At 31.6% G+C, this 13,737-nt stretch carries 17 protein-coding genes; all 17 read left to right on the top strand.

Annotation, left to right across the window (positions count from 1 at the left end):
• Positions 1-470: hypothetical protein (locus ACNI3T_RS00420; RefSeq protein WP_418226128.1), on the top strand; the 470-nt coding region annotated here is incomplete at its 5' end.
• A 222-nt stretch (positions 471-692) separates the two neighbouring features.
• Entirely contained in the window at positions 693-1,241 is a 549-nt protein-coding gene (locus tag ACNI3T_RS00425) for a hypothetical protein (RefSeq protein WP_418226129.1), read from the top strand.
• Positions 1,242-1,386: 145 nt separating this feature from the next.
• On the top strand, positions 1,387-2,418 hold the full coding sequence (locus ACNI3T_RS00430; protein WP_418226130.1) for an ATP-binding protein: 1,032 nt from the start codon (positions 1,387-1,389) through the stop codon (positions 2,416-2,418).
• 161 nt (positions 2,419-2,579) lie between these two features.
• The gene (locus ACNI3T_RS00435; protein ID WP_418226131.1) at positions 2,580-3,098 is read left to right on the top strand and encodes a hypothetical protein; all 519 of its coding nucleotides are present in this window, start codon (positions 2,580-2,582) and stop codon (positions 3,096-3,098) included.
• 215 nt (positions 3,099-3,313) lie between these two features.
• A complete protein-coding gene (locus ACNI3T_RS00440; protein ID WP_418226132.1) occupies positions 3,314-3,805 on the top strand; it encodes a hypothetical protein in 492 nt (163 codons plus the stop codon).
• A 233-nt stretch (positions 3,806-4,038) separates the two neighbouring features.
• Complete coding sequence (locus ACNI3T_RS00445) at positions 4,039-4,320, top strand: type II toxin-antitoxin system RelE/ParE family toxin (RefSeq protein ID WP_405199146.1); 282 nt, start codon at positions 4,039-4,041, stop codon at positions 4,318-4,320.
• A 17-nt stretch (positions 4,321-4,337) separates the two neighbouring features.
• Positions 4,338-4,637 (top strand): HigA family addiction module antitoxin, encoded by a 300-nt coding sequence (locus ACNI3T_RS00450; protein WP_011709863.1) that lies wholly within the window; start codon positions 4,338-4,340, stop codon positions 4,635-4,637.
• A gap of 135 nt (positions 4,638-4,772) precedes the next feature.
• Positions 4,773-5,267 carry a hypothetical protein gene (locus tag ACNI3T_RS00455; RefSeq protein ID WP_418226133.1) on the top strand — a complete coding sequence of 165 codons (495 nt, stop codon included), beginning with the start codon at positions 4,773-4,775 and terminating at the stop codon, positions 5,265-5,267.
• 186 nt (positions 5,268-5,453) lie between these two features.
• Entirely contained in the window at positions 5,454-5,870 is a 417-nt protein-coding gene (locus ACNI3T_RS00460) for a hypothetical protein (RefSeq protein ID WP_418226134.1), read from the top strand.
• A 178-nt stretch (positions 5,871-6,048) separates the two neighbouring features.
• Positions 6,049-6,663 (top strand): hypothetical protein, encoded by a 615-nt coding sequence (locus ACNI3T_RS00465; protein ID WP_418226135.1) that lies wholly within the window; start codon positions 6,049-6,051, stop codon positions 6,661-6,663.
• 179 nt (positions 6,664-6,842) lie between these two features.
• Complete coding sequence (locus tag ACNI3T_RS00470) at positions 6,843-7,472, top strand: hypothetical protein (protein ID WP_418226136.1); 630 nt, start codon at positions 6,843-6,845, stop codon at positions 7,470-7,472.
• Between the two features lie 183 nt (positions 7,473-7,655).
• On the top strand, positions 7,656-8,096 hold the full coding sequence (locus tag ACNI3T_RS00475) for a hypothetical protein (protein ID WP_418226137.1): 441 nt from the start codon (positions 7,656-7,658) through the stop codon (positions 8,094-8,096).
• Between the two features lie 257 nt (positions 8,097-8,353).
• Positions 8,354-8,764 (top strand): hypothetical protein, encoded by a 411-nt coding sequence (locus tag ACNI3T_RS00480; RefSeq protein WP_405199083.1) that lies wholly within the window; start codon positions 8,354-8,356, stop codon positions 8,762-8,764.
• 157 nt (positions 8,765-8,921) lie between these two features.
• The gene (locus ACNI3T_RS00485; protein ID WP_418226138.1) at positions 8,922-9,440 is read left to right on the top strand and encodes a hypothetical protein; all 519 of its coding nucleotides are present in this window, start codon (positions 8,922-8,924) and stop codon (positions 9,438-9,440) included.
• 111 nt (positions 9,441-9,551) lie between these two features.
• A complete protein-coding gene (locus ACNI3T_RS00490; RefSeq protein ID WP_418226139.1) occupies positions 9,552-10,790 on the top strand; it encodes a hypothetical protein in 1,239 nt (412 codons plus the stop codon).
• A 150-nt stretch (positions 10,791-10,940) separates the two neighbouring features.
• Positions 10,941-11,534, top strand: a complete 594-nt coding sequence (locus ACNI3T_RS00495; RefSeq protein ID WP_418226140.1) for a hypothetical protein — start codon at positions 10,941-10,943, stop codon at positions 11,532-11,534.
• Between the two features lie 159 nt (positions 11,535-11,693).
• On the top strand, positions 11,694-13,532 hold the full coding sequence (locus ACNI3T_RS00500; RefSeq protein ID WP_418226141.1) for an AIPR family protein: 1,839 nt from the start codon (positions 11,694-11,696) through the stop codon (positions 13,530-13,532).
• The last annotated feature ends 205 nt before the right edge of the window (positions 13,533-13,737 follow it).

A 13,737-nucleotide genomic window follows, 5' to 3' on the forward strand; every position in this document is an offset into this window, starting at 1 on the left:
ATGAAAGTTTTATCGAGAGTGAATTTGCTAATCTTAACTCAAAGTATAAACTATATCAAACAGATTCATTGGAAATTGAAATTGCTTCAAATACGAATTCAGTATTTCATCCTCTAAATCTTAATTACCCAATAAATTCTACAAGAGAGAAAATTGAGAATTTAATTGTTGGAGATTGCTGGAGAATTCTAAACGATTCTATCAAAACAAAATTTCTAAATAATATTCATCCGCTTAGTGATCCGAATGGAAAGATTAAAACGTTAGAAACAATTTGGAATCAAAGCCGACCATTGGTTGGTAATTGGTTTATCGGAGAAATTAAAAACAACTTCTTTCTTTTCCTGACAATAGAAGATACAACTGAAAGAAATATATATCAGATTGTATCTGTAGAAAAAGATAAAATTGATCTGATTCTAATGCAAGAACATCATTACAAGATTAGAGAAATAAAAACCTGTATGTAACAACGGTTAATCGCCAATAGACGGTAGCGTTAGTAAGAAAATAATTAACTTGACCAACAAACTAATACAAAGCCGACAAATCCGCGTCCCTTACTCCGCCAACTGGCGATAACCGGGACCGTTGTATGCAATTTTCAGAAAGTTAATCGTTCAAAGAAAAATAAATTGACATATTATCTGAACATATTTCTGCCACTGCTGATAATCATTCTGATTTTTTTCTTGGCGAAACATATAAAGCAGCAGAAGTTAAAAATTGTGTTGATCTCAATTTTCTCACTTTTTGCGATAATTTCCTTTCCATTAATAGTGACTGATTTAAGGGCAAATGTTTGGATTTATGAATACTTTTTAGCACCAATTTTCATATCATCCATTGCAATTGGAATTTTAATTTTTCTGATGACCTTAATCCATAGAAAATACCAGAATAGAATTATAATTCTCATCGGACTAATTGCTTTTGCAGTAAACTTTTTTTGGAATTTCGTTCTATCATTTGCAGTTGGCTGGGGAGGTGGAGATTACAACATACCTTATAAGAATGAGCCTATTTTAAAATATAAAAAACTGGAAATAGTTGAACATCAACAAAGCTCTGAAATTAGCCATTATATGCTAAATCGAACATATTTGAGTGGACTGATATATAAACAAATTGGATTTGAAACAAGAAACAATTCCGTGTGTGAGATGACTTTTTCATTGATTGATGAAAAAGAAAAATATGAATTTGATAAATGCAGTTCAACATTAAGAAAGGTGCAATAAAACTGCATACAACAACGGTTAATCGCCAATAGACGGCACCGTTAGTAAGAAAATAATTACCTTGACCAACAAATCAATACTAAGCCGACAAACCCGCGTCCCCTACTCCGCCAACTGGCGATAACCGAGACCGTTATAGTGCATTATGATAGATATTTCACAAACATATTTCGGAAAAGAATTGAGCGAATTAAAATATAAAGATATTCATGATTTTTTTTCAGAGAATAAAAAGGAAACAAATAGAATAGAGTTTAAATCTTTTCATCCAAAACACGGAAATTTTAATAAGAATATTGAAGGGATTATAAGGAGTATAGTAGCATTTCTAAATTCGGATGGAGGAATTTTAATCTGGGGAGCACCACAAAAAAAAGAAATTGATGGAGAAGAAATTTTTCAAGGAGATTTATCACCCTTAAAAGAACTAAAAGAAAAAGATAGTATAATAAGTAAGATTTCAGATTCCATTACTCCTCTTCCCGTTGGTATAAAAGTTAATATCCTAGAAAAGGACTCCAATTATTTATACATTTTTGAGGTTCAACAAAGTAATTACTCGCCACACCAATATAACGATAAGTATTACTGTAGATTGGATGGCCAAACAAAACCTGCGCCTCATTATTTAGTCGAAGCATTATTTAAAAAAATAAAATTCCCAAATATTGAAGCATACATTAATATTGATGAATTCGGAATTTGGGAAAAGAATGAAAAATTGTCTTTCTTAGATATTTCTATTTTGCTTTTTAATTTTTCTCATTTACAAAATGAACACAATATAACATATAGAATTTACTGTCCTCAAGCAGTTTTTGAAGAAAGCTTACAGCCAATTCATAGTGTAGATTATGAGGAGGATGGACATTTATTCAACTCCCATAACATTTCGACGTTGCACTATGGAATGCCTGAAAAAAATCCAGAGCGTCTTATATTTAATTGGGAAGAATTAGCGGAGAAAAATAATAATGAGATAGAATTGTTTCTATATTTTGGTGGAAAACAGTCTCCATTAAAGCTTTCCGAATATACTCTTAGTCTAAATGGATCAATTTCGAAGTTCAATCCAAAAATAATAAAAGTAAAAAGAGAAAATATAATGTTGGCAGAAGAGCATTCACGAATCGGCCAAACAAGAGAAACAATGTTGAGGAAAACATTGAATAGATAGTAATCATAACGCACTATAACAACGGTTAATCGCCAATAAGCGGCAGCGTTAGTAAGAAAATAATTAACTTGACCAACAAACTAATACTAAGCCGACAAATCCGCGTCCCCTACTCCGCCAACTGGCGATAACCGAAACCGTTGGCACGCATGCATAAGATTATGAGTAAAGAAGAATATTTCAATCAATACGAATCATATATAGCGGAGAAAATTTTTCTTACTGATGAAACTTCTCAGGTAGAAAATGAGATTTATGAAAATATGCTATCATTTACTATTTCTAAAGAGTATTTGGCTAAACTCAAGGTTACCGATTTTATAAGTTTTATGTCTCGCATAAAGGAGAATAGAAAGTCTCAGCTCAATGTTTCTAAAACTATCTCTGATTTAATTTACTATATATGGCATGATGAGATGGCCGGACAACTCCGAGTAAATTTTATCAATTCTAATCACTCTGAATTACCATTTGGAGCAGATTTAGAATTCACTTCGAACGAAGTTGACATTATCGATGAATTTCTGCACTCCGAATATCTTAATGAAATAATCTGGGATAAGCTATCTGATGATACCGGAGAACAGCAAAACAAGAAAAGCACTGGAATAAGTGATTTCAAGTTAAAAGTTTATAAAGAAATAATTAGAAAAAATGCACGTCGTGCCAACATCGGTTAATCGCAAATAACGGGTATTACAGAAAAAGTGTAATTTTAGAAACCAAGAAAGAAAATAGTTAATCCGACAAGTCCGCGTCCCTACTCCCGCAACTTGCGATAACCGTAACCGTTGGCTGTAATATTCACATAAATTCAAAAATGTACAAGATCCTGATTCTCTTATTCCTTTTGACAAATATAAACTGTATTGCTCAAAACGATTATCATTTAAAAATGAAAGTGAGTAGCAATGATACAGGGAATGAATATATCTTGGACATTTATAGAAGTAGTGAAAATTCTAAAATCTATTTTTTAAAATATACAGGCGAACAAAAATATAATAAAGCTGATAAGGAAAGAATAGAAGAATTATGGAATAAAAAAGATAGAAAAGCAGCTGAAAATAAAGAACTAAATAGTATCCACGATAGATCACAAATTTTTACAAAAGAATGTTTTAATTATTCAGCGAAGGATTCAATTATCAAAATTAGCGACTCCATCGTTCTATCAAAAGCAGATATCCTATCTGAAATTGAAAGGAATAAAAATCGAGTTGTGATTCACGGCATTCAGATTGAAGTAACAATAGAAACCAATGATGGAGTTGAATATTCTTATCATGTTCACGCTCCAGATAAAGATCATTATAAGTTATTTGAAAAATTTGTAGATGAAAGTTCTAAAGAATTTAAGGTATTTCAATATCACGATAAATATTAGATTCGTGTATAATACTACAGCCAACATCGGTTCATCGCAAATAACGGGTTTAATCGAAAAAGTGTAATTTTAGAAACAAGGAAAAAAATGGTTAAGCCGACAAGTCCGCGTCCCTACTCCCGCAACTTGCGATAACCGTAACCGTTAGGCAGCATAATTTTATCGTGCTCAGAACTTCTAATTTTTAATTTTTCACTTATCTTTGACGTTAGTAACGTAAAACAAAATTATTTGTGATAAAATCTTTTGCAGACAAAGAAGCTGACAAAATTTGGAATGGAACCCAATCAAGAAAGCTTCCTGCTAATATTCAGAACGTAGCTAGAAGAAAACTAAGAATGATAAATAATGCTCAAAATATAAATGACTTAAGAATTCCTCCAGCTAATCATTTGGAAAAGCTGAGTGGAAACTTAGAAGGTTTTCATAGCATTAGAATTAATAAACAGTGGAGAATAATGTTTAAATGGGAAAATGACAATGCTTTTGAGGTTCAAATTGTTGATTACCATTAAATTTAAAATATAGAAAAATGAAAAAACTTGAAAATATACATCCTGGAGAAATCTTAAAAGAAGAGTTTTTAGATCCAATGGAAATTACAGCATACCGACTTTCTAAAGAAACATTTATTCCACAGACAAGGATAAGTGAAATCATTAAAAAGAAAAGAAGAATAACTGCGGACACCGCTCTCCGACTTTCAAAATATTTTGGAACAACAGCTAAATTTTGGTTGGGGTTACAAGATGATTATGATTTAGAAGAGGAAAAATCTTTAAAAGAGAAAGAATTCAATAACATAAAACCGTTAGAAAATAACGCAGCCTAACATCGGTTCATCGCAAATAACGGGTTGAGTCCAAAAAAGTGTAATTTTAGAAAACCAGGAAAGAAATTAGTTAATCCGACAAGTCCGCATCCCTACTCACGCAACTTGCGATAACCGTAACCGTTGCACACAATTATGATGAAAGATTTTTTACTCCTAATATTAATATTTCCGACTTTTCTAATCGCACAAGATTTTGAATTGAAAAATGTAAATGCTGCACAAATAAGAAAAGAAATAAAATCTACTGGTGAAGAACTAGATCCAATTTATATATATCTGACAAATAATTATAAACCTACCTCAGAAAGGGAAAGTGTTCAAAAATATGATTACCTAGATTACAGTATTTGCGCTTTTGAACAAGAATTTGAAAATGTTATAAAATATTCAACAAAATCCTGCCAAGAAGCTGGAGGTATAACAAACACAATTCAACTTCCGAAAATTCAAAAATCATCAATAACTAATTGGATTGAAAAAATTTACAAAGCTGAATTAACTGATATACCAAATGTTTGGAATTCCGACCAAACCATTTATGGTCCAGAGGGTGGAGAAGCCGGATGTTATTATGAGATTAAAGAGAATGAAAATAATTATACTATCGAAAATTATTGTGGCTGTTGAACTAACATAACTGTGTGCAACAACGGTTAATCGCCAATAAGCGGCAGAGTTAGTAGGAAAATAATTAACTTGACCAACAAACCAATACTAAGCCGACAAATCCGCGTCCCTTACTCCGCCAACTGGCGATAACCGAAACCGTTGTACACAAGTGCTCAATAAGGTTTCGAACTTTAAAGTTTAAAAATGAAATACATAATTCTCCTTTCTTTCATAATAACACTCACTTTACAAGATAAAAAAAGTGAAGATCAAAATAATGAGAATGAATGTTTAATCGAGTTGAATATTGATAATAAAGGAAAAGTGATGTATGATAAGAATATAGTTTCAGATAAGAAAATTTCTGAAATTATTACTGAGAAAATGGAAGAATGTAAATCTAGCTATCGAGTGAAAATTTCTTCTACAATGACCATAAATTATGAAGAAAATTATAAAGATTTAGAAGATATAATATTGAAGTCAGTTGAAGAAGTCCAATCAAAATATTCACTAAATAAATTTAAAAAACCTTTGGATTCGCTATCAAATAAACAATTTCAAGAAATACAAGCAATTTATCCTAATGAAATTATAGCTGATTTCTGCTGTAAGAATTAATAATTAGATTACTGTTTTCGCACCAGTGCACAACAACGGTTAATCGCCAATAGCCGGCAGCGTTAGAAAGAAAATAATTAACTTGACCAACAAACCAATACTAAGCCGACAAATCCGTGTCCCCTACTCCGCCAACTGGCGATAACCGAAACCGTTGTGCGCAAGCAAAAAATAAGAAATGAACATTTTAAAAAATCTGTTTCGTAAAAAAAGTAATAAAGAAGATTCATCCTCAGAAAATCACATTGTAGTTGAATTGAATGACAAAATGATGCCCATTGAACGTGGCGATACGTATGAAGATCCAATAGATGATTTTCTTCAATCTAAAGGAATAGGAGAAGTTACGGGAGGTGGCACTTTACAACTACAATCTGGTGAAATAGATTATTGTGATATTCAAATCTTACTTTATTCTAAAGAAATACAAGAGGAGCAAATTAATTTAATAATAGGAAAATTTGAAGAATTAGGCGCTCCTAAAGGATCTAAACTAGTTGATAAAAAGCTCAATAAGTATATTGAATTTGGTAAAAAAGAAGGGCTAGCAATTTATTTAGATGGGGTAAGCTTAGATAAAGAAGTATATGAAAATTGTGATTCAAACTATGTTATTTCCGAAATAAAAAAGCTTACAAATGACAATTCAGAGGCTATAAGATATTGGGAAAATAACAATGAAACTGCCCTGTACTTTTATTCTAATTCTTATGAAGAAATGAAAGAATCAATAGAAGAATTTAGAAATAATTATCCCCTTTGTCAAAATTCAAGAGTTGAAAGAATTGCATAATTGCCAGCGCACAACAACGGTTCATCGCCAATAAGCGGCACCGTTAGTAAGAAAATAATTAACTTGACCAACAAACCAATACTAAGCCGACAAAGCCGCGTCCCTTACTCCGCCAACTGGCGATAACCGAAACCGTTGTGCATAATTTTATATAAAAAATCAAATCTAAACCCAATTTCATGTCAAAAAAAATATGCTTTCTATTGATACTTTTTATTTCTTTTAGTTCCATTTATTCGCAAGAATACAATACAAATAATACAATTTCAGCCGAGTTTGGCGGAAGTCGTCATGGATCGGGAGATATTCGTGGGTTCACGTACGCTTTCAGATATAATAAAATTTTAAATAAAAGATTCGATTTAACTATTTCATTTGAAGGTAATTTAAATGATGGAGAAGGTTTTCCGTTTACATGGGAAGATCCCAACACAGGAAGAATTTATGATAGTACACCTCACAATGTTGTAGCTGGATTTCAATTGAATGGAGGTATAGCATTCAACATTATAAATTCAAAAAAACATAAATTTGGTCTAAATCCTAGTGTTTTTGGTAGATATCAAGCAACATCTTTATTTGATATGATTGTAACTGATTACCCAGCATTGACAGGTTTTCCAGTTCCGATAAGATATTATTATAGAGAAAATCCGGGAAACACTTTAGCCGTTGGTGGTTCTGTTAGACTTTATTATAATTATAGAATATCAGATAAGTATTTTATCGGACTAAACCCTGGTTTACAATTTGATACAAACGGTGATACGATTCTCTTTGCCAATTTATCCATTGGTCTAACTTTATAAATATTATAGAAATAAAACGATGCACAACATCGGTTCATCGCAAATAACGGGTTTTGTAGAAAAAGTATAATTTTAGAAACCAGGAAAGAAAATGGTTAAGCCGACAAGTCCGCGTCCCTACTCCCGCAACTTGCGATAACCGTAACCGTTACCTGCAAGCATTATTAAAAATTGAACTATAAAATGAAAAAACTGATTCTAGTAGCATTCCTCACTTTGACCAATTTAATAACATATTCACAAAAATCTACTGACGAACTTACTGAAAAGTTTTTCACTGAATTTAAGTCTGACACTGACAAAGCTTTCGATAATCTTTTTGGGACCAACAAATGGATGATGGAAAATAAGGATGGTGCTACTAAAGTAAAATACCAAATTAGGGAAAACGCTTCCTTAGTCGGAGAATATATGGGCTACGAAAAGATTGGAGAAAAATCTTTGAGTGAGAGTCTAAAAATTGCAGTCTATTTAGTAAAATACGAAAGACAACCCTTTCGGTTTGTTTTTAAATATTACAAACCAAAGGATAAATGGATGATCTATAACTTCTCATATGATGAAAGCATTGATGATGATCTTGAAGAAATGATGAAATATGATTATTTAACCAAGCAAGATTGATTCAAAATAGAGAAGTTTCCGGCTTTAGAATAATTGCTATTTTGAATACGCGCAGTTATTTAATGCTACAAACGTGGTTGGTGAAAAATGCCAGCAGGTAACAACGGTTAATCGCCAATAGACGGCAACTTTAGAAAGAATATAATTAAATTGATCAACAAACAAATACTAAGCCGACAAATCCGCGTCCCTTACTCCGCCAACTGGCGATAACCGAAACCGTTGTAGCACATTTAATTTTAAAGATTTCGAATTCAATGAGTAAACTAATAATCGATAGAAGATCCGAATTTGCCAATAGAGGAAGAAAAATTGGTTTATACTTAAATAAGGAGAAAATTGGAACAATTGAGAATGGAGAAACTAGGGAATTCGAAATAGAACCAGGACAATATAAATTGCACGCAAGAATCGATTGGTGCGGAAGTCAAAAGGAGGACATATCACTTAAAGAAGATGAAACAAAAGCAGTTGAACTGACTGGTTTCTCAAAAAATAGGTGGGTTTTACCAATACTAATTTTAATACAATTTATACTTATAGGACTAACCTATTTGATTGACATCAATCTATATTTAATGATTTTCTATTCTGTAGGTGTGATGCTGTATATGTCTTATCCAATAACTTTCGGACGTAATCATTACTTAAAACTTATTGAGAAGTAATTAAACGTGCAACAACAACGGTTAATCGCCAATAAGCGGCAGAATTAGAAGGAAAATAATTAAGTTGACCAACAAACCAATACTAAGCCGACAAATCCGCGTCCTCTAATCCGCCAACTGGCGATAACCGAAACCGTTGGCACGCATGCATAAGATTATGAGTAAAGAAGAATATTTCAATCAATACGAATCATATATCGCGGAGAAAGTTTTTCTTACTGATGAAACTTCTCAAGTAGAAAATGAGACTTATGAAAATATGCTATCATTTACTATTTCTAAAAAGTATTTGGCTAAACTCAAGGTTACCGATTTTATAAGTTTTCTGTCTCGCATAAAGGAGAATAGAAAGTCTCAGCTCAATGTTTCTAAAACTATCTCTGATTTAATTTACTATATATGGCATGATGAGATGGCCGGACAACTCCGAGTAAATTTTATCAATTCTAATCACTCCGAATTACCATTTGAAGCAGATTTAGAATTCACTTCGAACGAAGTTGAGATTATCGATGAATTTCTGCACTCCAAATATCTTAATGAAATAACCTGGGATAAGCTATCTGATGATACCGGAGAACAGCAAAACAAGAAAAGCACTGAAATAATTGATTTCAAGTTAAAAGTTTACAAAGAAATAATTAGAAAAAATGCACGTCGTGCCAACATCGGTTAATCGCAAATAACGGGTATTACAGAAAAAGTGTAATTTTAGAAACCAAGAAAGAAAATAGTTAATCCGACAAGTCCGCGTCCCTACTCCCGCAACTTGCGATAACCGTAACCGTTGGCAGCAATAATTAAGATGGATAATCGTACAATAACAAGAATCATAAATCAGATTATTTCAATTTCCGATTGTAATACAGAATTTCTAGATGATTTTAATGGAACTTCAAAATCGTTTGGTTTAGGAGAAACAAATATCTCTTTTAACGGAATTGAAACAGTTTCAATTTACCAGAAAAATTTAGAGAAATTATATCAAAGTAATAAGGAAATAGCTGCCACAATTTCCTTAAAAACCTTTGAAGAAAATTTTATTAAACTTTTACGTCAATGGAAAAATGATTCTATATCACCTAATATTGATCACTTCAAAGAATTAATAAACGCTCTTCTAAAATTAGAAACTAAAGAATCTGAAATTTTCTATGATTTATATGGTTTAGAAATGGAAAGTCCAACTCACAATCTAGGACAATTTAAAATCTACAACTTTAATAAAACAGAAGAAAAATTATATAAGGATTATCCACATTTATTGAAGAAAAAATTATTCTTCGATAATCGAAATTCAGATTTTTTCATCTCCATTAAGGTTTCAGCAAGGGAAAATAGAAAGGCTGTAGAGATAGGCGATAATTACATAAAATCATTTGAAAATGTAATGAACTTTATGATAGCGGACTTAAAAAATGAGCGAAATATTGGCTCATTTAATCATAGAGAATGGAGAAGTTACAATAGAATATTATTAACGGAAAAATCAGTTGGATTCAGTGGAAATAGAAAACTTACTTTTCCAGAAAACATTGAAGATCCTTACTTTATTGATTCTTCACAAGGAAATGACAAAATTTGGTTTTTAATCACTAAAAAGGATAAAAATGAAATAGAAAAAAGAATCTTACAATCAATAGAATGGATAGGAAAAGGCGTTTATGACAACGACCTATCGAAGTCGTTGGTTCAATTCGTTTTCGCCGTTGAAGCTATGCTTAAATATGATGAGAAATCTGCAATTTCCCCTTCTATTGTAAGCCAATTAAGTGAATGGCTCGCCTTCATAATCGAGGTAGATTTTGAAAAAAGAAAAGAAATAGCCAAATACTTTAAAGATGTTTATCGTAAGAGATCTTCAATAGTTCACGGAGGAGAAAACAATGTTGATTTAAAAGATGTCCAACTGGCATTAAAAACTTCAAAAAGATTAATCTATTCATTAATGGTTAAAAAACCTTTCAATTCATTCAAAAATATGAAAGAACTATCTGAGTACATTAACGAATTAAAATTTCAGTAATTACAGCTGCCAACAACGGTTCATCGCCAATAAGCGGCAGCGTTAGAAAGAAAATAATTAACTTGACCAATAAACAAATACTAAGCCGACAAATCCGTGTCCCTTACTCCGCCAACTGGCGATAACCGAGACCGTTATATGCTATATTTTATGAGAAATTCGAACTTATTATTTCTTTTGATTCTTCTTCCTATTATTGATTCATACGCTCAAACCGAATCTAACTTTCATCATTTTGTGATGTCTGAAATTGGAAAAATTAATAACGATAAAATCATAGATTCCGTTGCTGTAACTCAAGATACCATCGACGAAAAAAGACCTTATAGACTCGAAATATTCTTTGGACAGAATGATAATAGTTATAAGCTGGCTCTTAAGACCGATAAAGCTATTCTACCTGATTTCCCTGATGGCGGAAACGTATCAAATGGAGAAGTATTTTGGGAAATCGAAATAATTAATAGGGATCTTTGGATCAAACACGAGCTATTACGAGGACATTTTCAACATAAATTTCAGTATAGGGACGGAAAATTTAAATTAATGGAATATAATTCTGTAGCATCAGATGGACGAGGTAAGATCTTTTATCAAAATCTCGATTTCCTAACTGGAATCCGCAGAACTCAAACTGACAGTTATGAGCAAGGTAAAGTTTTAAAGAAGGAAGAAGAATTTATCAAAATTGAAGGAAAACCCGATTTGTCTAATTTTGAACCTAAATCAAATAGATACTTTTAAAACACAGCATATAACAACGGTTAATCGCCAATAGACGGCAGCTTTAGAAAGAAAATAATTAACTTGATCAACAACCTAATACTACGCCGACAAAGCCGCGTCCCTTACTCCGCCAACTGGCGATAACCGAAACCGTTATAGCCAATTATTTAGAAAAACATGAGCATATTTAAAGTACTAGAAAAAAGCATAGAAAATTTTTCAGATCAACTTTCAGATAAAAAAGGTGATATTTTAAAAGGATCTGAATTTATGTTATTTGCGCTAACAAATATTTTCCGAGATAAAGACCTAGAAGAAATTGAACAAGGAATTGTTGATAGTTCTTATAGGGGAACAAAATATGATTTCGGAATAGATGCAATTTATATTACAGCTTCTAACGATTTTATAGAACAGCCAGAGGAGTTAGAAGACTACAATGAAGACACTAAATTTAAAATTCATATTTTCCAATTTAAAAGAGGTACTGGAATATCCCAAGCTGATCTTTTAAAATTTAAAAAGGGAATACAGAAAGTTCTCATCGATGAAAGTCTGTCGGATGAAGACAATTTATATTTCTACAATAGAATGCTGGTTCTTAATGAAATTAAATCTAAACTTTTCAGTGATTTACCTGCAGAAAATATCCATGTAATAAATCACATAGTTTTTGGTGGAATAGAAAGTAATATCCATTCAGAAAAGATCCTAACCGATGAGATTGAAGATATAGAAAAGGCGTTAAAGGATAATGGATATACAACTACAGCTTGTAAAATTACAGATTGTGAAGCCTTAATTAAAGGGCCTTCTAAACACCAATTTATCATTGATATTATCGAGTATGAGAAAACTTTTAAATATATCACTGACACAGATAAAAAAAATAAACTCAACGGGTATATAAGTATAATAAGCGGTAAAGAGATTGCTGAATTAGTAAAAAAACATCAGTCATCAATTTTCGAAGCAAATATTAGAGACTACTTTAAACGGAGTGATTTAAATTCTAAGATTATAGAGACAAGTTCTAGTGAAGAAGAAGCTAAATATTTTTGGAGTTATAATAATGGATTGACGATGACATGCAGTAAGGTTGAGGAACTTCCAAACAATAAATATAAACTACATAACCTGCAAATAGTTAATGGGTGCCAAACATCAAATGCTATTTATAGTTCCTTAAAAAATAAAGAAAGAATTGCAGAACTTCTAGAAAAGAAGGCAAACGGTGGTTTAAACAAAAAGGAGACAGAGGAATTAACTAAAAAAGAAGTTCTACAGTTTAATGAGGACACTAGTTTATTGGTAAAAATAATAGAAACAAATAATGAGGATTTAATTTATCGAATTACCGAAACAACCAATTCCCAAACACCTATAAAAGCTTTCTCCTTAAAAGCAAATGATGACATTCAAAAACTTATCGAAAAATTTCTAGAAGATTACGGTGTCGCATACGAAAGGAGAATCAACGAGCTTCGAAATAAAGGGAAGAAGAATATTTATAGTATTCAGAAATTATTTCAGCTATTTACCTCTCAAATTCTATTAAAACCTTCGCAGGTAAAAACTAGGCCTAAAATGATGTTTGTATCCACCTATGATGATGTTTTTCCTGCTCCAAATGTCAAATCTATAAACTATCTTCTATATTATATTCCAATTCTAATTGATCTTTCTTTAAATAAAGCAATTAAAAAATATAGGGCTGAAAATGAGATAGACAATTATCGCAAGACTTTACTATCCTATGGTAAGTTTCATTTAGGATGTTTTTTATTAAGCTCTATTGTAAAGAAAGATTACAGTGAAAAAGGTTTGATAAAAAAAGAAAGCCATATCAAAAAAGAAATAGAAGATAATCTAGATTCTCATTTTGAGAATGCATTAGATAATTTCGAAAAAGTCATGAAAACATTTGCTGGAAATAAGAAAGAATCTATACCTAGCGCTGTCAGAAAAACCGATTTAGATAAGAGAATTGCAAAATATGTGAAGAACGTAAAATAACTGGCTATAACATCGGTTAATCGCAAATAACGGGTATTGTATAAAAAGTGTAATTTAAGAAACCAAGGAAAGAAAATAGTAAATCCGACAAGTCCGCGTCCCTACTCCCGAAACTTGCGATAACCGTAACCGTTATATGCTATATTTTATGAGAAATTCGAACTTATTATTTCTTTTGATTCTTCTTCCTATTATTAATTCGTAC

It is taken from the genome of Christiangramia qingdaonensis, assembly GCF_048381525.1.
Taxonomy (GTDB): Bacteria; Bacteroidota; Bacteroidia; order Flavobacteriales; family Flavobacteriaceae; genus Christiangramia.

Excerpts from the sequence above, each read along its gene's own strand:
- ACNI3T_RS00460 (WP_418226134.1), top strand. The coding sequence starts at position 5,454 with ATGAAATACATAATTCTCCTTTCTTTCATAATAACACTCACTTTACAA.
- ACNI3T_RS00480 (WP_405199083.1), top strand. The coding sequence starts at position 8,354 with ATGAGTAAACTAATAATCGATAGAAGATCCGAATTTGCCAATAGAGGA.
- ACNI3T_RS00485 (WP_418226138.1), top strand. The coding sequence starts at position 8,922 with ATGAGTAAAGAAGAATATTTCAATCAATACGAATCATATATCGCGGAG.
- ACNI3T_RS00475 (WP_418226137.1), top strand. The coding sequence starts at position 7,656 with ATGAAAAAACTGATTCTAGTAGCATTCCTCACTTTGACCAATTTAATA.
- ACNI3T_RS00430 (WP_418226130.1), top strand. The coding sequence starts at position 1,387 with ATGATAGATATTTCACAAACATATTTCGGAAAAGAATTGAGCGAATTA.
- ACNI3T_RS00495 (WP_418226140.1), top strand. The coding sequence starts at position 10,941 with ATGAGAAATTCGAACTTATTATTTCTTTTGATTCTTCTTCCTATTATT.
- ACNI3T_RS00440 (WP_418226132.1), top strand. The coding sequence starts at position 3,314 with ATGAAAGTGAGTAGCAATGATACAGGGAATGAATATATCTTGGACATT.
- ACNI3T_RS00465 (WP_418226135.1), top strand. The coding sequence starts at position 6,049 with ATGAACATTTTAAAAAATCTGTTTCGTAAAAAAAGTAATAAAGAAGAT.
- ACNI3T_RS00435 (WP_418226131.1), top strand. The coding sequence starts at position 2,580 with ATGAGTAAAGAAGAATATTTCAATCAATACGAATCATATATAGCGGAG.
- ACNI3T_RS00455 (WP_418226133.1), top strand. The coding sequence starts at position 4,773 with ATGATGAAAGATTTTTTACTCCTAATATTAATATTTCCGACTTTTCTA.
- ACNI3T_RS00500 (WP_418226141.1), top strand. The coding sequence starts at position 11,694 with ATGAGCATATTTAAAGTACTAGAAAAAAGCATAGAAAATTTTTCAGAT.
- ACNI3T_RS00450 (WP_011709863.1), top strand. The coding sequence starts at position 4,338 with ATGAAAAAACTTGAAAATATACATCCTGGAGAAATCTTAAAAGAAGAG.
- ACNI3T_RS00470 (WP_418226136.1), top strand. The coding sequence starts at position 6,843 with ATGTCAAAAAAAATATGCTTTCTATTGATACTTTTTATTTCTTTTAGT.